General features: G+C 59.5%; 19 protein-coding genes and 1 pseudogene. 4 read left to right on the top strand and 16 right to left on the bottom strand.

Annotated elements, in window-relative coordinates; genetic code table 11:
• The first annotated feature begins 6 nt into the window (after positions 1 to 6).
• The 3 genes from exbD (at position 7) to O9X91_RS03095 (ending at position 2519) form a co-directional block, all read left to right on the top strand.
• On the top strand, positions 7 to 483 hold the full coding sequence (gene exbD, locus O9X91_RS03105; protein WP_077984543.1) for a TonB system transport protein ExbD: 477 nt from the start codon (positions 7 to 9) through the stop codon (positions 481 to 483).
• The gene (locus tag O9X91_RS03100; RefSeq protein WP_191217297.1) at positions 480 to 1406 is read left to right on the top strand and encodes a TonB family protein; all 927 of its coding nucleotides are present in this window, start codon (positions 480 to 482) and stop codon (positions 1404 to 1406) included. The genes exbD and O9X91_RS03100 overlap by 4 nt, the downstream gene beginning before the upstream one ends.
• A 123-nt stretch (positions 1407 to 1529) precedes the next feature.
• The gene (locus O9X91_RS03095; protein ID WP_269833596.1) at positions 1530 to 2519 is read left to right on the top strand and encodes an Ldh family oxidoreductase; all 990 of its coding nucleotides are present in this window, start codon (positions 1530 to 1532) and stop codon (positions 2517 to 2519) included.
• 216 nt (positions 2520 to 2735) lie between these two features.
• On the opposite strand, the gene O9X91_RS03090 is transcribed toward O9X91_RS03095, so the two are convergent.
• The 16 genes and pseudogenes from O9X91_RS03090 to phnG form a co-directional block, all read right to left on the bottom strand.
• Positions 2736 to 2981 carry a helix-turn-helix domain-containing protein gene (locus O9X91_RS03090; RefSeq protein WP_077984540.1) on the bottom strand — a complete coding sequence of 82 codons (246 nt, stop codon included), beginning with the start codon at positions 2979 to 2981 and terminating at the stop codon, positions 2736 to 2738.
• 463 nt (positions 2982 to 3444) lie between these two features.
• Positions 3445 to 4485 (bottom strand): AraC family transcriptional regulator, encoded by a 1041-nt coding sequence (locus O9X91_RS03085; protein WP_269826182.1) that lies wholly within the window; start codon positions 4483 to 4485, stop codon positions 3445 to 3447.
• Positions 4486 to 4572: 87 nt separating this feature from the next.
• Positions 4573 to 5172, bottom strand: coding sequence for a phosphonate metabolism protein/1,5-bisphosphokinase (PRPP-forming) PhnN (phnN, locus tag O9X91_RS03080; protein WP_162520584.1), 600 nt, complete (start codon positions 5170 to 5172; stop codon positions 4573 to 4575).
• A complete protein-coding gene (locus O9X91_RS03075) occupies positions 5169 to 6305 on the bottom strand; it encodes an alpha-D-ribose 1-methylphosphonate 5-triphosphate diphosphatase (protein ID WP_077984538.1) in 1137 nt (378 codons plus the stop codon). The genes phnN and O9X91_RS03075 overlap by 4 nt, the downstream gene beginning before the upstream one ends.
• The gene (locus O9X91_RS03070) at positions 6302 to 7000 is read right to left on the bottom strand and encodes a DUF1045 domain-containing protein (RefSeq protein WP_162520583.1); all 699 of its coding nucleotides are present in this window, start codon (positions 6998 to 7000) and stop codon (positions 6302 to 6304) included. The genes O9X91_RS03075 and O9X91_RS03070 overlap by 4 nt, the downstream gene beginning before the upstream one ends.
• 264 nt (positions 7001 to 7264) lie before the next feature.
• Entirely contained in the window at positions 7265 to 8614 is a 1350-nt protein-coding gene (gene phnE, locus O9X91_RS03065; protein WP_142913775.1) for a phosphonate ABC transporter, permease protein PhnE, read from the bottom strand.
• Entirely contained in the window at positions 8614 to 9600 is a 987-nt protein-coding gene (gene phnE, locus O9X91_RS03060; protein WP_142913774.1) for a phosphonate ABC transporter, permease protein PhnE, read from the bottom strand. The genes phnE (O9X91_RS03065) and phnE (O9X91_RS03060) overlap by 1 nt, the downstream gene beginning before the upstream one ends.
• A gap of 70 nt (positions 9601 to 9670) precedes the next feature.
• Complete coding sequence (gene phnD / locus O9X91_RS03055; RefSeq protein WP_065114564.1) at positions 9671 to 10576, bottom strand: phosphonate ABC transporter substrate-binding protein; 906 nt, start codon at positions 10574 to 10576, stop codon at positions 9671 to 9673.
• Between the two features lie 85 nt (positions 10577 to 10661).
• Positions 10662 to 11522 carry a phosphonate ABC transporter ATP-binding protein gene (phnC, locus tag O9X91_RS03050; RefSeq protein ID WP_269833595.1) on the bottom strand — a complete coding sequence of 287 codons (861 nt, stop codon included), beginning with the start codon at positions 11520 to 11522 and terminating at the stop codon, positions 10662 to 10664.
• A 238-nt stretch (positions 11523 to 11760) separates the two neighbouring features.
• Positions 11761 to 12378 (bottom strand): annotated as a pseudogene (locus O9X91_RS03045) (DapH/DapD/GlmU-related protein).
• Entirely contained in the window at positions 12375 to 13082 is a 708-nt protein-coding gene (gene phnL, locus O9X91_RS03040) for a phosphonate C-P lyase system protein PhnL (protein ID WP_269833594.1), read from the bottom strand. The pseudogene O9X91_RS03045 and the gene phnL overlap by 4 nt, the downstream one beginning before the upstream one ends.
• A 4-nt stretch (positions 13083 to 13086) precedes the next feature.
• Positions 13087 to 13863: a phosphonate C-P lyase system protein PhnK gene (gene phnK, locus O9X91_RS03035; RefSeq protein ID WP_137409577.1), complete on the bottom strand. Its 777-nt coding sequence runs from the start codon at positions 13861 to 13863 to the stop codon at positions 13087 to 13089.
• Positions 13860 to 14762, bottom strand: coding sequence for an alpha-D-ribose 1-methylphosphonate 5-phosphate C-P-lyase PhnJ (locus tag O9X91_RS03030; protein WP_269833593.1), 903 nt, complete (start codon positions 14760 to 14762; stop codon positions 13860 to 13862). Before O9X91_RS03030 ends, phnK begins: the two co-directional genes overlap by 4 nt.
• A gap of 133 nt (positions 14763 to 14895) precedes the next feature.
• On the bottom strand, positions 14896 to 16005 hold the full coding sequence (locus tag O9X91_RS03025; RefSeq protein WP_269833592.1) for a carbon-phosphorus lyase complex subunit: 1110 nt from the start codon (positions 16003 to 16005) through the stop codon (positions 14896 to 14898).
• Between the two features lies 1 nt (position 16006).
• Positions 16007 to 16615, bottom strand: a complete 609-nt coding sequence (gene phnH / locus O9X91_RS03020) for a phosphonate C-P lyase system protein PhnH (RefSeq protein ID WP_269833591.1) — start codon at positions 16613 to 16615, stop codon at positions 16007 to 16009.
• Positions 16615 to 17076 carry a phosphonate C-P lyase system protein PhnG gene (gene phnG / locus O9X91_RS03015; protein WP_142913769.1) on the bottom strand — a complete coding sequence of 154 codons (462 nt, stop codon included), beginning with the start codon at positions 17074 to 17076 and terminating at the stop codon, positions 16615 to 16617. The genes phnH and phnG overlap by 1 nt, the downstream gene beginning before the upstream one ends.
• Positions 17077 to 17158: 82 nt before the next feature.
• On the opposite strand from phnG, the gene phnF reads away from it, so the two are divergent.
• Positions 17159 to 17896, top strand: coding sequence for a phosphonate metabolism transcriptional regulator PhnF (gene phnF / locus O9X91_RS03010; RefSeq protein WP_077984527.1), 738 nt, complete (start codon positions 17159 to 17161; stop codon positions 17894 to 17896).

Raw genomic sequence — 17896 nt, 5'->3', positions numbered from 1 at the left:
TCAGCCATGGCTGGCGGTATTCGCGAAAATAACGGAGACGATCTCTCCGAAAACCACGAGATCAATGTCACGCCCTTTATTGACGTGATGCTGGTTTTGCTCATCATCTTCATGGTGGCGGCGCCGCTCGCCACCGTCGATGTGAATGTCGATCTGCCGGCATCCACTGCCAAACCGGCGGAGCGCCCGGAAGAGCCGCTTTATCTGACCGTCAAGGACGATCTGTCGCTCAATCTGGGAAATGATGCGGTTGCCCGCGAAGAATTGGCCGCCGCCATCGACCGGCAGACGGGCGGCAAGAAGGATACGCGCATCTTTCTGCGGGCCGACAAGGCCGTCGACTACGGCCACTTCATGGAAATCATGAACCTGCTGAGAGATGCCGGCTATCTGAAGATCGCCCTTGTAGGGCTGGAAAACGCGGCTGCCGCATCGCAGCCCGCTACCGTTGGCCAACCCGCAGCGCCGGGAACCGCGCCATGAGTGAAAACGGCTACCCGCAGGCCCGCCATTCCCGTCTCGGGGAAGTGACGCTGTGGTCCGCCGCGGCGCTGCTCATGCTGGGCGTTCACGCCGGTTTTGCCTATTATCTGATGCAGGAGCCCGAGGAGGTGGATGCCGGTGGGCCACCGCCTGCCGCAATCATGATCGAAATGGCGGCGATACCGGAAGCCGTCCACACCGAAGAAACGACGCAGGCGCAGGATGTCGAAGACGCCGAAGAGGTAAAGAGCGACAGCATCGAACCGGTGGAGGAAGCCGCTCCGGAAGAGCCGCCGCCACCGGAGCCGGTTGCGGAAACGCCGCCGCCAGAGCCGGTGCAGTTGCCCGAACCGCCCGTCGAGGAGATCGTCGAACCGCAGGAAATTCCCGAACCCGTCGAGCCGGTCGATCCCGTTCAGGAGCAGATGATGGCGGAACTCGACAATATCGAGGTTCCTCTGCCCGTCATGCGTCCTCCGCCGTCACCTGTTGAAAAGAAGGTGGAAAAGAAAGAGCCGGAAGAGAAAAAGAAGGTCGAGCGCCAGCGTCCCAAACGGCAGCAGGCCTCGGACTTTCGCGAAACGGCAAAAGCTGAAGCGCAGCAGTCCGACCGGACGGCGGCATCGCGCAGCAACGCCGGCTTCTTCTCGTCATCGTCCGCCTCACCGGCGAAATGGGGGTCGAAGGTCCGCTCGCATATTCAACGGCGCAAGCCCCGGTCTCTGCGTAGTGATGCTATGACCGCGACGGTTCGCTTCCGGGTCAACGATGCTGGCGCCATCAGCGGTGTCAGCGTTGTGCAGTCTACGGGAGATTCCTCTATCGACCAGCAGATTGCGGCATGGATTCAGAGCGCATCACCTGTGCCTGCTCCACCTCCGGACGCAAACAAAACGATCACACTGCCGATCAGCATCCGCTAGGCCGTCCCGCTTGGGGCGCACCCGCTATTCCGCGCGTACGGCGCGGTTTGCGCGCGAATAACATTTCGCGAATGTTTTCGATGGTGTAGGTCTTGGAGACTTTACGAGCAGAGGCATTCCGGAATGAAATTCTCAATCGCAGAGGCGGAGGATCTCGTATCCTCTATCTTTGAGCGCAACGGCGTTCTGCCGCAAAACGCCCGTTCGGTGGCAATGGCACTCGTCGCCTCCGAGGCGGCCGGTCAAGGTGGTCACGGTTTTCGCCGCATCCCCGTTTATGTCCGGCAGGCGCGGGTTGGAAAGGTCGATGGCGAGGCGCGTCCGGCAGCGACCCGCGTGAAGCCGGGCGTACTCTCGGTTGACGCCAACCACGGTTATGCCTATCCGGCGATCGATTGCGCTCTCGAGGAATTGCCTGAAATGGCCCGGCAGCAGGGCATTGCGCTTGCCGCAATCCACCGCTCCCATCATGCAGGCGTTATGGCGCTGACCGTCGAGCGGATCGCCGAAATGGGCCTTGTTGCACTCATGTTCGCCAACGCGCCGGCATCCATGGCGCCCTGGGGCGGCAACAAACCGCTTTATGGAACCAATCCAATCGCCTTCGCCACGCCCGTCAGCGGCGCCGATCCGCTGGTCATCGATCTCGCGCTCTCCAAGGTCGCTCGCGGGAAGATCATGGCCGCCCGCCAGAAGGGTGAAACGATACCCGGCGACTGGGCGCTCGACCGAAACGGCCGGCCGACGACCGATCCCGAAGAGGCAATAGAGGGAACCATGGTGCCCGCGGGCGAGGCCAAGGGCGCTGCGCTGGCATTGATGGTGGAGATCATGGCCGCCGCGATTACCGGCGGGAACTTCGCATTCCAGGCTTCTTCGCTTCTGGACGACAAGGGAGCGCCACCCTCTCTTGGCCACACGATCATCGCCATAGACCCGGTATCGTCAGGCGGCGCGACCTTTACCGAGCGGCTGGCGCTTATCGCCGGCGAGATAGAAAAGCAGGAAAATGTGCGTCTGCCCGGCCGCCGCAGTCAGGGGATTCGCAAACAGGCACTGGAAAGCGGCATCGTGATCGAAAGCGATATTCTGGCCGAAATTCAATCGCTCTGATGTGATGATAAAAACCCGGCGGGTCGAATATGACCCGCCGGGCAAACCGTACATGGCTGCTTTACATTCGCGTCGATAGGGCCGGGCATCATGTCCGGTCCGCTTTGGTCCGCCATCCCGCCACTGATATGGAAGGATTTTGACGCAGAAAGCTGCTCATTCGGTTTTCAGCTTACGGAAGGAGACGTTTCGCGTAAGCTTGAATATAAACGGCGACTATGCCTCTTGCTCGATCAGGCCGCGCAGCAATGCGATGCTGACGGCGTTCAGCAGATTGGCCGCACCCAGCCTGTGTCGCACGCGCTCAAGAGTATCCTTTACGTCCGCCTCGTCAGCACCCGTCATCAAGGCGACATGGGAGGGATGCTTGCCCCTCGCGACCAGACCCAGATAATGCCGCTCACGCTCCGAAAGGATAATTTCACGCGTTTGGCGATGTTCATGCGGTGTATTTGAAGACATTTTCTTTCAGCCTCAAAATAGATTGGCCTTTCCGGCGCACGATCAGGCAATGATTCATTCCCCGAAACCAGCTCGTTTACCGCTCTGTCTACACGCGAACAGAAACGCTAAATTCGCCAATAGGTTTCATCCGGAATTGGGAATTACGCAGTAAAAGCTGGCTTCCCAGCCAGCCGATCCCGGCGCGGACGCTCTATTTTTGAGCATTGAGAGGAACTGCGACACCGATATCGCCAGAGACAAAATCGATCTTGCGGAAAATGCAGCTTCAAGGCCCTGGAATGTTTTCGTCACGCCTTGGGGATATGCGGCGCTCTAATAGGTGATATGCCTCACCGATAGAATAACATCGCGCGCCAAGTTTTCCGTTTTACTGTTATGTTTCGGCACATATTGCGATGGTCGCCGAAATATTTCTTAAACTTAATGCGTCATTGCGAAATATTGATGCCGTCAACATGTATTATCCGGCGGAATGATGCGCGTGTTTCTTGCGAATATCCGTCGGGGTCGCCCCGAACCAGCGGGAGACGGAACGCGAAAACGCACCGGGCGTCGAATAACCGAGCCTGTAACTAATGTCGGAGACGGGAAGATCGCTTTCCACGAGAAGCTTGAAACCGGCATTTTTGCGAATGGCGTCCTTTATCTCGTTGAGATTGGTGCCGAGCTCTGCGAGCCGCCGTTGAAAACTGCGTTCCGACAGGTTGAAATAAGGAGCGATCTCACCGAGTGAAAGCTCGGTATCCGAGAGGCGCATCTGCATGTACCGCTTTACCTGATCAATGAAATGGGTCGCATCCGCCGATGTTTCCGGTCGCAACATGCGGCATTGCAGGTTCATCAACTCGAACAGCCGCTCATCCGCAGCCGGATTGACCACATCGAGAAGCGATATCGGAAGACGCATGGTATGGATCGGTTGGGAAAAACTGACGCGCCTGGTCATTCTTTCTTTAAATAGCTGAATATTATTCGGTTTCGGCCGCTCCAGACCGATCTCTATCTGGTTGATACGGTCTCCGAGAATATCACGCAGACGCTGCACCAGGATGGCAAGGGACAAATCCACATATTGATCGCGTTTGGCGATAACCGGCGCGAAAGACCATGACAGGGTTACCTGCGTGGCATCCGTTACCATGGTGAAATTGCTGTTGTTGGTGGCGTAATAAACATGGTCCTGAAGAAAACGCAGGAACGCTCGTACCGTCGGTGCGCTGATCAGCCCATATCCGAACGCGCCGGATGCACCCGCCGGAAAGGTGGAGGCGCATTGCAGACCGAAGGCGTCGTCGCCGGAAATCAGTGCGCAGGTTTCGAGCAGGCGGGAAAATCTATCGAGGCTGATGCGTTCCGTCAGGCTGCTGAATGTGGCTGGATCAATGTCCAAAGCCGCACATATCGGCACGATATCGATGCCCCGGGACCGGGCATAATTGCTGACGCCGGCAGCCAGACCGGCCACCACAGTTATCTCGTCACTGACCCTCTTTTCGGGCATCCCTCGCCTTGGCGTACCATGTTTGGAAATTGTCGCCTGATGGTAAGCTTTGAGAGAGCGTTTGTCGAGCAGCCCGGCTTCGGGATTTTAAGTGCGATTGGTGTCTGCGCTTTGCTCCAGCACCTGCATGATGGCTTGGCCGGCATCTTCGATAGCGCCGCTATTATCGACGGTCGTAACGTCGAAATCTCCATTGACGTTCAGCGAGCTGCGTTCCAGCCGCCGGAGAATATCGTCCCGGCTTTCCCGCCCGCGCTGCTCCAGCCGCCTTGCCAGCACATCCGGCCGGGCAACGATATTCACGACCTTAAGACGGGAAAAGGCGGTTCCGAATTGCGGCAGGGCGGAACGTGAACCGTTGGCGATGACCACGTCTCCCACATTGAGATGATGGTAGACAGCGGCCGGGATGCCATATTTCAGCCCATGCGCCTGCCAGGATACCGCGAAGGCGCCCGCATCTTCCAACCGGTTGAACTCGTGCATCGAAACGGCATCGTGGTTTTCACCTCCGGCATCGCCGCTGCGGGTAATGACGCGGCGGGTGAAATGAAAGCCCGGCCGTCCACACAATCGCGCTGCCGCGTACTCCATCAGCGTATCCTTGCCGGCCCCACTGGGGCCGACAACCACGATCATCGTACCCGGCGATTGCTCGCGCCGATTATCCTGCCCATCATTGTTCATGCCACGCGCTTGCCCTGACGCCAGACGGAACGGGCGACCGGCACACCGTCCTCGCGGTGAACCCGGACCAGATCGGCCCGCAATCCCGTCGCGATACGACCGCGATCAAGAAGGCCGACGGTGCGCGCCGGCGTGGCGGTGACCATGCGCAGCGCTTCCGGCAGGCTGATGGCTTCCACCTGATCGGCGAGCAGGAATGGCGCAAAGAGTAGGCTGAAGGGCACGTAGTCGGAAGAAAGAACATCCAGAACGCCGATCTCGGCAAGATCGCGGGCGGCTATGTTGCCGGAGTGGGACTTACCGCGAACGATGTTCGGGGCGCCCATCAGCACGCTCATGCCGGCGCTGTGCGAGGCTTTTGCGGCTTCGACGCTGGTGGGGAATTCCGCCAGTTTCACGCCGTGGCCGATAGCCTCGCCGACATGCGCTTCGGTGGCGTCGTCATGGCTTGCTACGGTAATGCCGCGCTCGGCGCAGCGGGCGGCCAGATAATCGCGGTGCTTGGCGGAATATTCGGCCGACGCCGCCTGCCGACGCCGCACGAACTCGGCGAAAGCCTCGTCGCTCAGCCCGCGCTTCTTCTGGTAATAGAATATATATTGATCCATCGACTGGAACTGGCGCTGCCCCGGGGAATGGTCCATCAGGGAAATCAGCCGCACGCGCGGATCGGTTTCGAAGTCTTCGAAATGTTCTAGTACATCCGAGGAGGCGACCTCACAGCGCAGATGCAGCAGATGATCCGAACGAAGGCGATTCTGATCGGCCGCGGCCTCGATGGCGTCAGCCATTTCGCGCATTTCACCCTTCTTGAAGCCGCCGTCTTCATCTGAACCGAGCCGCAGGCAGTCGAATACGGTGGTGATGCCGGAAGCTGCCACCTGTGCATCATGGGCCTGAATGGCGGCGATTTTGTCCCAGATTACCCCGGGGCGCGGCGAATAATGTTGCTCGAGATGGTCGGTATGCAGTTCCACCAGACCCGGGATCAAATAATCACCTTCCAGGTCTTCGCCGGTTTTGGAGGCGCCTGCGCTGATATCGGCGATCTTGCCGTCACGGATCAGGACGGAGCCCAGAATAATATCGTCTTCCAGAACGATACGGGCATTGGAAAGGGCGTGCTCGGTCATGGGGTCGCATCTTTCTTTGGAGGCTGGCCAAGGGGGCGCCAGCTATGAACGGTAAATGGCGCGCCGCGCGTTTCTTCAATGAACAAGGCAAGGCCGGAAATGCTGAGAGGTCGATCGGTGAATTCGGAAAACCGCGCCGAAAGCACCTCGCGCATGGCGGGCTGCTCGCTCTCGCCGATGCGGCCGGTCAGCGTCATGTGAAAACGGAAATCATCCATGACATGCGGATAACCCCAAAGAGACAGATTTTGCCGCTGGCTCTCAGTCAGCATCTGTGGCCGCCGACGGGCAATATCTGTCTCGGACAGGGGCGCGCGAAACCGGTCGAAATAATCGACGATCTCGGCGGCAAAATCCTGCAGCGGTTGATAGGTGCGGTCCGGGACCAATGCGAAAAAGGGGCCAAGCGCACCGACGACGACGCGCGGAATTTCGAAGGCGGACTGGCTGGCTGCGAAATCTCCGAAGGCCGAGAGCAGATCCGCCTCGCTATATTTTTCGGCAAGTTCGAAAGGAGCCTTCAGGGTCGCGTGGAAACCGTAACGGCGGGGCTCTTCCGTCATGTCGGCATAGTCGTCGTTGTCGTCATGCAACGTGCCGGAAAATGCATTGCGGCCAAGCCAACGTGATGCTGTCTCAGTCAGCGGGTGATCTTTAGCCGGAGAGAAATAGATGGCATAGCGCACGGCAAGCACTCTTTAGTGTCATGGGAGACCAGGGATGAGAAGCTATTTGGCGTGACTCGCCAGCTTCCCGCAAGGTCAGGAGTGCGAGGTAATTGGTTTCCGTGACAGAATGATGATGCGGAGGGAAAAAAGCGTATTGGAAATGCGGCAGGCTTCGGAATGTGCTGAAGACACAGACGGAGATGATGACGACTGGCATAAATCGGGACTGTGCGGGTGTTCCGCGGAGAGGACGAACATCGTTACGACGTTCGCCATTCCATCCCTTCAGACTTAGTGTTGTGTTTTGCCGATCAGCCGCGAACGTAGAGAATTGGAGATGTGGTCGAAGAGGAAAACGACAAAGAGGATGAGCAGGACCATATAAGCGACCTTGTCCCAGTCGGCATTCGTACCCATCGCCTCTAGCAGTTTCAGGCCGATGCCGCCGGCGCCCACGGCGCCGATGATCGTGGCGGAGCGGGTGTTGCTCTCCCAGAAATACAGTGATTGGGAAATAAAGACCGGTAACACCTGCGGCAACACACCGAAGCGGTTAACTGCAATCGGGGATGCGCCGACCGACTTGACGCCCTCGCGCTGCTTGTCGTCGACATTTTCCAGTGCCTCGGCATAGACCTTGCCGAGCGCTCCGGTATCGGTGAAGAAGATCGCGGCAATGCCGGGGATCGGTCCGGGACCGAAGCTGCGGGTGAAGAACAGCGCCCAGATCAGCATGTCGATGGAACGCAGGAAGTCGAACAGACGCTTCATGCCCCAGTTTGCTGCCCTGTTGGCGGTGATGTTGCGGGCGGCGATGAAGGCGAGCGGCAGGGCGACGAGCGTGCCGAACAGCGTGCCCACAAAGGCCATGACCAGCGTCTGCATCAGCTTGGACAGAATATCGGCATGCTGCCAGACGCTGTTGTCGAGGAAATCATCGACCATATGTCCGATATTGGAGCGTGCGGGATCGAGCCGCTCTCCCCAGAGCGCAAGGGCGGCAAGCTCACCATAACCCTTGCCCCAGAATTCCGATTTGGTGTCGAACAGGAAATTCGCCCATCCAAGGAAACGGCGCTGCACATAGACCTGGCTGGTACGGATTTCCGCCTGACCGGCAAAACCGTAATGCACGAGAACCTTCTTGCCGTCCTGCTGGATTTCGTCGGGTATCCCCTGTGGTGCGACAGCCCCGTCGTCGTTGATGACAATTGGATAGTTCCTGCCGTCGATATAGACATCCACTTGAGTCGGGGTCACGTCGAGGCGGTTTTCCATACCCCTATAAACGACGCTGTAACCGCCACCCGGCAGGGGCTGCAGCCAGTCGATCTTTGCATCAACCGGATATTGTCCGCGGCTCGACCATTGCGGTTCAACCTTGCCGTCTTCGAAACGCAGGCGCGGCTGGGCGCGCCAGGAGTACCAGTCCTGAATATAGCTCGAAGCGCGATCCCACCGCCCCTGCATGAAGGCCGGTCCGACATTGAAGAAGAAAAAGCAGCCAATGAGATAGGCGGTGACGGCAACAAGGCCGACGAGCAGGCCATACCGTTGCATGAAACTGCGGTTGAATACGCCGGGATATGCAGCCGTCAGCCTTTCGCGGTCGGCGGTGTTGAGAATGAAGCTGGACGACATCAGGCCGCTCCCCGTCCGAATTCGAAGGATTGTTGGCCGATCAGCCTGCGGCGCAGCCAGCTGGAAAACTGGTCGACGGCAATGATGGTGATCAGCAGAAGGATGATGATGGCATAGGTCTTTGACGCGTGATCGTTACCGATCGACAGGCGGAAGACTTCGCCGATGCCACCGCCGCCGACAGCGCCGATGATGGTGGAAGCGCGCACGTTGATTTCGGCGCGCAGCAGCGCATAGGAGACGAAATTGGGCAGAACCTGCGGCACGATGGCGAAACGCACCCGTTCCAGCCAGTTGGCACCGGCGGCACGCAAGCCTTCATCCGGCTTCATGTCGGCATTTTCCACCACTTCGAAGAAGAGCTTGCCCAGCGCACCGATCGTATGGACCGAAATCGCAATGATGGCGGCGATCGGTCCGATCGAGAGGATGGCGGTCAGCAGCCCGGCGACGACGATTTCCGGAAAGGCGCGCAGCACTTCCATAATCCGGCGAACCACCCAGCGCACGAGCCCGGCGCCGACGAGATTGGTGGAGGCGAAGAAGCAGAGCACGAAGGCGAAACTCGTGCCGATGATTGTCGAGACCAGCGCAATATTGAGCGTGATGATCAGCTGGTAGATGAAGTGCGGGATGTAGAAACCATCGGTGATGTAAACGCGATCCGCGACGTAGTTATATTTCAGCGAACCATCCGCATAGGGCGACGGCAGGTCGAACATCGCCCGGAAGATTTCCAGCGGACTGTCAGGCACGAAGGTCTTCATGAAATCGAAGAAATAGGGCAGGCGCTCGAAAAACTTGCCTGAATTGGCCGCATTGGCGAAATTCAGGGAGGCGGCGAGGATGACGAGAAAGATCACGAGCGAAATGACGGTATAGATTCGTCGTGTCGCAAGCTGCTGTTGATAATGGCGCATGACCGTCCTGGACGATGCGCTCAACCCCTCGGGTGAGAGGGTACCATTGTGCAGTGTGGTCGCCATGCCGCTTTTCCTTTATTGGCAAAAGCGGCGGCGCCGTGGGGCACCGCCGCTTCCGGATATGATCGCAGGATCAGCCGCCGATAACGGACTTACGGGCGTCGATGATCGTCTGGTAGAAGGACGGATCGACCTTGATGTAGGCGGTGTTCTTGCCCTGGGTGAAGCCCTGGAAGCATGCGAGATCCTTCTTCGGCAGTTCCATGAAGAAGTCTTCGACCTTCTGCTTCATCGCGTCGCCGAGCTTGTTCGTAACCATCAGCGGACCGTTCGGGATCAGCGGCGACTTCCAGACTTCGACGATATCGTCCATGTCGAGGTTGCCCTTCTTGACCATCTGGTAGAGATTGCCGGCGGTGTAGCCTTCTTCCCACTTGCCAACGCCCGAACCGAAGGTGGTGCCAACGTCGAACTTCTTGTCGAGAACGGCGAGAACGAGGTTCTCATGGCCGCCGCCGAAGCCGGTTTCGGAGAAGTATTCCTTGACCGGAACACCGGTTTCCTTCGGGATGGCCACGTTCGGAACGAGGAAGCCGGAGGTGGAGTCCGGGTCGGCGAAGCCGATCTTCTTGCCCTTGGCGTCTGCCAGCGTCTTGATGCCGCTGTCCTTACGGGCAACCATGATCGTGTAATAACCGGTCGAACCGTCAGCGCCGGCCGTGGTCAGGATCGGGTCGACAGCCTTCGGGTCGGCCAGAGCGATCTTGGCGTAGGAGGATGCGCCCATGGAAGCGATGTCGATGGTGCCGCCGAGCAGGCCCTGGATAACGCCGTTATAGTCCGGCGACGGGAAAACCTGAACTTCGGAAACGCCGGTTGCAGCCTTGAGGCCATCGGCAACGCACTTGGTGTTGCGGATTTGGTCGGCTTCGTTTTCGGAGCCGTCGAGACCGATGCGCAGAACCTTGACGTCCTGAGCCATGGCGGAACCGGCCAGAACGCCAAGGGCGACTGCCGAAAGAAGGACTTTCTTCAACATGGACTTTCTCCTGTTTCCCGGCGAGCCGGAGTTTGTTGTGAAATATTGGCCCTTGACGCGGGCGCAAACGATGCTGAGCGGTTCCTCAGAGCCCGGCGAGAGCGAGCGGTTCGGGACCGGCAGATTGCTGCACCGGACGCGCGGCAAGCTGCGCGCCGGGAATATTGATGCTGGTCGAGGTCATGGTCTCGTCGATGCCGGAGCCTTGCGAATCGGTTCCGTAGATTTCGGTGACGGCGGCAGCAGTGAGCTCGGCGGGCGTTCCATCGAAGACGACGCGGCCCTGCGACATGCCGATGATGCGTTCGCAATAATTGCGCGCCGTATCCAGCGTGTGAAGGTTGGTGATGACGGTGATGCCTTCGCGCTCGTTGATGTCGCGCAGCGCGTCCATCACGATCTTGGCATTGAGGGGGTCGAGGGAGGCGATCGGTTCATCGGCCAGGACCATCTTTGGAGACTGCATCAACGCACGCGCAATGGCGACGCGCTGCTGCTGGCCGCCGGAAAGCGTGCCTGCCGCCTGCATGGCCACATGTTCGATGCCGAGCCGCTCGAGCGCGGCGATAGCCATCAGCCGCTCCTCATGGGTGAAGATGTTAAAAAGGCTGAGCGCCGTTGAACGGTGGTTGAGGCGGCCGAGCATGACGTTGGTGAGCACATCGAGGCGGGGCACCAGATTGAACTGCTGGAAGATCATGGCGCAGTCGCGCTGCCAGTTGCGGAGCGCCGCACCCTTCAATGACGAGACTTCCGTGTCGTTGAAATGAATGGAACCGGAGGAGGGATCGATGAGACGGTTGATCATGCGCAGCAGCGTCGATTTTCCCGCACCCGAGCGCCCTATCACGCCGACCATCTGACCCTGCGGTATCTCGACATTTACGGAATCGACCGCAGTGTGGTTGCCGAAACGGCGCGTGACTTGCTTCAGGTGAAAGCTCATTTCCCCGTCCAATCTTCTTTTGACGGGGTTCGACGTAACAGCGGTGCGTGAAGCGTGAGTGTCAGTTTGATGAAGAAAATATTACATAATTCGCAGATACGACACCCGTGGGTTCGCCGACAAACCTTTCTTCTGGCTTGTCATGCGGTGGAAATCCCGCGTGGCATATCGGGAGCCGACAAACAGAAATCCCGGGACATGACCCCGGGACTGCAATTGCTTCGGTATAGGCGGGAGTTTACCCGCCATATTTCGCCACGAAATCCTCGGCGGCGAGTGTGCGGAAATCATCCAGCGCGCTGCGCAGCCTCGCATGGTCCCAATCCCACCAATTCAGTTCATCCATGCGCTTGCCAAGCTCCGCGGTAAAACGCTCGCGGATCAGCCGGGCGGGCACGCCGCCGACGATGGTGTAGGGCGCAACATCTTTGGAAACGACCGCCCCGGCCCCGACGACTGCACCGTTCCCCACCGTGACGCCGGGCAGGATGGTCGCACCGTGGCCGATCCAGACATCGTGGCCGATCACCACCCGTTTGGCACGCCGGGCGGCGAAGAAATCCGTTTCATCTTCGGCGTCGTCCCAGTAGCTGCGGGCGCGATAGGTGAAATGGTGCAATGTCGCCCGCTGCATCGGATGATTGGTGGCGTTGATGCGGACGGAAGCGGCGATGTTGACGAATTTGCCGATGGTGGCGCACTAGATCGCGCCATCCTGCATGACATAGGAGTAATCGCCCATCTCGACCTCCTCAAGGCGGCAGCGCTCCGAAATTTCGGTATAGCGGCCGATCGAGGAATTGGTGACGCGGGCACTTTCGTGGATGACGGGTTCGAGACCGACCTTGACGCTCATGCCGCTGCCTTCCGGGGCGAGAATCGCGAAACGTCGAGAATGCGGTCGGCCACGGCTTCGCGCACTTCTTCGTCATGGAAAATGCCAAGCAAGGCGGTCCCCTTGCGCTTCTTTTCGGCGATCATCTCAACGACGACCCGCCGATTGGCGGCATCCAGTGAGGCGGTGGGTTCGTCGAGAAGCAGGATGGCGTGATCGGTGATGAAACCGCGTGCGATATTCACACGCTGCTGCTCACCGCCGGAAAAGGTTGCCGGCGGCAGCGACCATAATTCCTTCGGCAGGTTGAGCTTCGAAAGCAGCGCCGCTGCCTGCTCTCGCGCCTCCTCGACCGCAACCTTGCGGGCAAAAAGCGGCTCGGCGACGACGTCTATCGCTGGAACGCGCGGCACGGTGCGCAGGAACTGGCTGACATAACCAATCGTGCGGTGGCGGATATCGAGGATCGTGCGCGGCGAGGCATTGCCGATATCGACGACCTGGCCCTCATGACGAACGAGAATCTGTCCGCTGTCGATGGCGTAGTTGCCATAGAGCATTTTCAGGATCGAGCTTTTGCCGATGCCCGAAGGGCCGCCGAGCACGACGCATTCGCCGCTAGAGACGGAGAAATTGACATCGCGAACGACTGGCAGCTCGATACCGTCGCGAAGATGCATGGTGAAGCTTTTGAAGACTTCCGAAACGATGAGAGGCGTCGTCATGGCATCAAACCTGCAAGATGGAGGAAACAAGCAATTGCGTGTAGGGCTCGCGCGGATCGTCCAGCACCCGGTCGGTGAGGCCATGTTCGATGACGTCGCCGCCCTTCATCACCATCATGCGGTGAGAGAGAAGTCGCGCCACCGCGAGATCATGGGTGACGACGACGACCGCAAGACCGAGATCGTTGACGAGGCCGCGAACCAGATCGAGCAGACGTGCCTGTACCGAGACATCGAGGCCGCCGGTCGGTTCGTCCATGAAGACGAGGCGCGGCGATGTGACGAGGTTGCGGGCGATCTGCAGGCGCTGGCGCATGCCGCCGGAAAAGGCGCGCGGCTGATCGTCGATACGGTCGGTGCCGATTTCCACCCGCTCCAGCCATTCGCTGGCCGATTGCCTTATATTGCCATAATGCCTGTTGCCGACGGCCATCAGCCGCTCGCCGACATTGGCGCCGGCGGAAACCGCCATGCGCAGCCCATCTGCCGGGTTCTGGTGCACGAAACCCCAGTCCGTCCGCATCAGGAAACGCCGTTCGGCCTCACCCATATGATAGAGGTCACGCACCGTGCCGTCGCGCATGCGATATTCCACGCTGCCCGCCGTCGGCATCAGCCGGGTGGAAATGCAGTTGAGGAGGGTGGTCTTGCCGGAACCGGACTCACCGACGATTGCCAGAACCTCGCCCGGATAGAGGTCGAAGGACACGTTGCGGCAGCCGGCGCGGTCGCCATAATATTTGGAAACGTCCCGGACTTTCAGAAGCGATGCGTCGCTCATTCTGCGGCCTCCTTCACTTCTGCCAGCAGATGGCCCTTGTGGCCATGGGCGCGGCGGTCCTCGCAATGGTCGGTATCGGAGCAGACGAACATGCGTCCGCCCCTGTCGTCCAGCACCACCTCGTCCAGATAGACATTCTCCGCCCCGCACAGCGCGCAGGGCTTGTCGAAACGCTGGATTTCAAAAGGGTGATCTTCGAAATCGAGGCTGACGACATCGGTATAGGGCGGCACGGCATAGATGCGCTTTTCGCGCCCTGCGCCGAACAGCTGCAGGGCGTCCGAGAGATGCATTTTCGGATTGTCGAATTTAGGGGTCGGCGACGGATCCATCACGTAACGCCCGGCCACCTTCACCGGATAGGCATAGGTGGTGGAGATGCGGCCGTTGCGGGCAATATCCTCGTAAAGCTTGACGTGCATCAGGCCATATTCTTCGAGCGCGTGCATGACACGGGTTTCTGTCTCGCGCGGTTCGAGAAAGCGCAGGGGCTCGGGGATCGGAACCTGATAAACGAGCACCTGGCCCGAATGCAGCTCCTCTTCCGGAATGCGGTGCCGCGTCTGGATGATCGTTGCATCCTTCGTGCGGGTAGTGACCGCCACATTCGCGACCTTCTGGAAGAAGGCACGGATGGAAACGGCGTTGGTCGTGTCGTCCGCGCCCTGGTCGATCACCTTCAGCACATCATCAGGACCGAGGATAGAGGCGGTCACCTGCACACCGCCGGTGCCCCAGCCATAAGGCATGGGCATTTCGCGGGAAGCGAAGGGAACCTGATAACCGGGAATGGCGATGGCCTTCAGGATCGCCCGGCGGATCATTCGCTTGGTCTGTTCGTCCAGATAGGCGAAGTTGTAGGCAGCCAGCCCGTCGTCAAATGAAACTTCTTCAAGCATTGCGCGTTAGCCTTGTGAAAAAAGGAGTACAAGCTCATGGAGATTGGAATTCTTGCAGCCGTGTTCTTTGCTGTGTTTGCAGCATCGACCGTCTTTTGCGCCTACTGGTTTGGCGAGCAGCGCAGCCGCTGAGCTATTCGGCCGCATCGCTCATCCATTCCGCGCCATTGGCGTTGATCGCCTCGAAATCGGCGCGCATCTTTCGCACCAGACCGAGTTCGGCCTGAAAATCCACGTAGTGCGGCAATTTCAGATGCTCGACGAAACCCGTCGCCTGCACATTGTCGGCGTGTGAAATGACGAACTCCTCGTCCTGTGCCGGCGCGACGACATCTTCGCCGAATTCGCCGGCGCGCAGCGCGCGATCAACCAGCGACATTGCCATCGCCTTGCGTTCGCTCTGACCGAAGACCAGACCGTAGCCGCGGGTGAATTGCGGCGGTGCCTTCGCCGATCCCTTGAACTGATTGACCATCTGGCATTCGGTGACCTGGATATCGCCAAGCGAGACGGAGAAGCCGAGTTCCGGCACATCAAGCTCGACCTCTACTTCGCCAATACGGATTTCGCCGACGAAGGGGTGTGTGCGGCCGTACCCGCGCTGGGTCGAATAGGCGAGCGCCAGAAGGAAACCCTCATCGCCACGCGCCAGCGATTGCAGGCGCAGGTCACGCGGCATCGGAAACTCCATCGGTTCCCGTGTCAGGTCGCCGGCAATATGATCGTCCGGCATGTCGCCGTCGCTTTCGATCAGCCCCTCCTGAGCGAGGATATCGGAAACGCGCATGACATATTCCGGCTCGCCTTCACGCTGGGTAGCGGTTTCGACGACCCCGTCTTCGAGGAGGGAGGGATCAAGCAGCCGGTGGGTGTAATCGAAGGTCGGCCCCAGCAATTGCCCGCCGGGCAGATCCTTGTAGGTGGCGGAAACGCGCCGCTGCACCGTCATGTCAGCGGTATCCACCGGCACCGAATAGCCGAAGCGCGGCAGCGTGGTGCGATAGGCGCGCAGCAGGAAGATGGCTTCGATCATGTCACCGCGCGCCTGCTTGACGGCAAGGGCTGCAAGCGACGGATCGTAGAGCGAGGCTTCCGCCATCACCCGGTCGACGGCGAGCGATAGCTGCGAAACGATCTGCGCAACGGTCATGGCGGGCAGGGCGCGGTCTCCGCGCCGCTTGTCGGCCAGAAGCCGGTGGGCGTTGGCGATGGCGGTTTCCCCGCCTTTGACAGCAACATACATCTTATGCCTCCACAGGTTGAATGCGCGTCGTGCGCGGCAGGCAGACAAATCTGTCGGCGGATGTCAGGATGACGTCGACGCCGCGCGGGAAGACGGCGTTGTTCTCCGCCCACAGCCTCGGGAATATGTCCGGCAGGCCAGTGGGGCTGATGATGTTGACGTGGCGAATACCGGGGCCGGAGAGCAGCAGTTTCCGCCCTCCATCCAGATCAGGCAACTCGATGATGAGCGTCGTGGAGCGGTCGGGATACTCCTGGCTGCCCTGGGCAAAAAGGCCGAAGGACGCGACGGCGCTGCCCGCTTCGATGACGGCGAAATGCGCCACGCTCTTTTCGTCTGTCGCAACTGCGCCGGTATGAAATCCGATCCAGCCCGGCACCGCGGTCTTGCGCAACGCGCCGCTCAGCCAGACCGGCGTATCGTGGTCGCAAAGCGCCAGCAGAACCGCACCGGTGGCAGCGGCAAGCGGCAGTGGCGGGGCGACAGCCGTTTCGATTGTCTGCGGTGTGCCGGGACGGGCCATGCCGTCCATCAGCTTCTTGAAAATACGCTGGGAATCGAACACGGCGCTGGAAAAGCCGCCCGTCAATGCTTCGGCTTTCACACCCATCAATCCTCTCCTCTAACCATGGTGAAGAAATCGACCCGCGTGGCGGCGGTTTCCCTTGTTTTCCGTTCCTTTTCCTCGCTCAGTCTTTTTTCGACCGGTGAAAGAAGCTCGGTCTCGATGAAGTCCCGGGTTGGGCTTTCCTGCCAGAGCGCGTCGAAAACGGCCGCATACCAGGCCTTCTTGCGGCCGGTGCCGAGAACATGCGCATGACCGACGGTTCCCGAGGCAAGCTTGACGGTTGCGCGGGTGACGGTGGTTTCGCCGAGATTAAAAGGCGCACCGCCGCCGCCGATACGGCCCTTGACCATGACGAGCCCGGTTTCCGGCCCCCGCACGTTTTCCGTCTGCGGGCTGGCATTCTGCCGGCTCCAGACCGTTTCAAGTTCCTGAACGGTGGCGCGGGCAAGAAGCGCCGCCACTCGCTTCCTCTCCGCATGTATATTCGCAGCTTCGTTATTCATCGCTTGACCTCTAATGTCTATTGATATAGACAACTATACAATATAAGTTACAATTAACGTCGATGAATGACAAGCGTGTGACATGAGCCCTGCAGCAGCGATGAAAAGAAAGAACGGCGTAGCGCTCTGGCGGCAGATCGCCGACCGGATCAGGGGCGAGATTGCGGCCGGCGATCACGACGAAACCGGCATGTTGCCGCCGGAGATGACGCTGGCCGAAAAATTCGGCGTCAACCGCCATACCGTCCGGAGTGCGATCGCCGCACTGGCGAGCGAAGGCATTCTCGAGCCGATGCAGGGGCGCGGCACGATGATCGCCCGCAAGGAGCGTCTGAGTTTTCCGATTTCGCTGCGCACGCGCTTCACGGCAGGCATCGGCGATCAGGTGAAGGAAATGGAGGCGCTACTTCTTTCCCACACGACCGAACCGGCCAGTGCCGATCTGGCAGCGCGGCTGCAACTGACTGCCGGTACGCCGCTCATACGTCTGGAAACCCTGCGCAAGGCGGACACCCGCCCTGTATCCCGTTCGACCACATGGTTCCCGGCTGATCGTTTTGCCGGAATAGGCGAAGCATACCAGCAAAGCGGATCGATCACCGCCGCTTTCAAGATACTTGGCGTGGCGGACTATGTGCGCATCTCCACCGTCATTTCTGCTATCCACGCGGATACGCAGGATCTGGTCGATCTCGAACTGTCGCCCGGGGCCATCCTGCTTGTCACTCAGGCATTGAATGCCGATATGGATGGCGTACCTGTGCAATATGCCGTCAGCCGATTTTCTGCGGATACGGTCGAATTCACGGTGGAGAATTAG

This window comes from Agrobacterium salinitolerans, assembly GCF_027498475.1.
GTDB classification, from domain to species: Bacteria; Pseudomonadota; Alphaproteobacteria; order Rhizobiales; family Rhizobiaceae; genus Agrobacterium; species Agrobacterium salinitolerans.
This window is presented reverse-complemented; position numbering and strand designations above follow the sequence as displayed.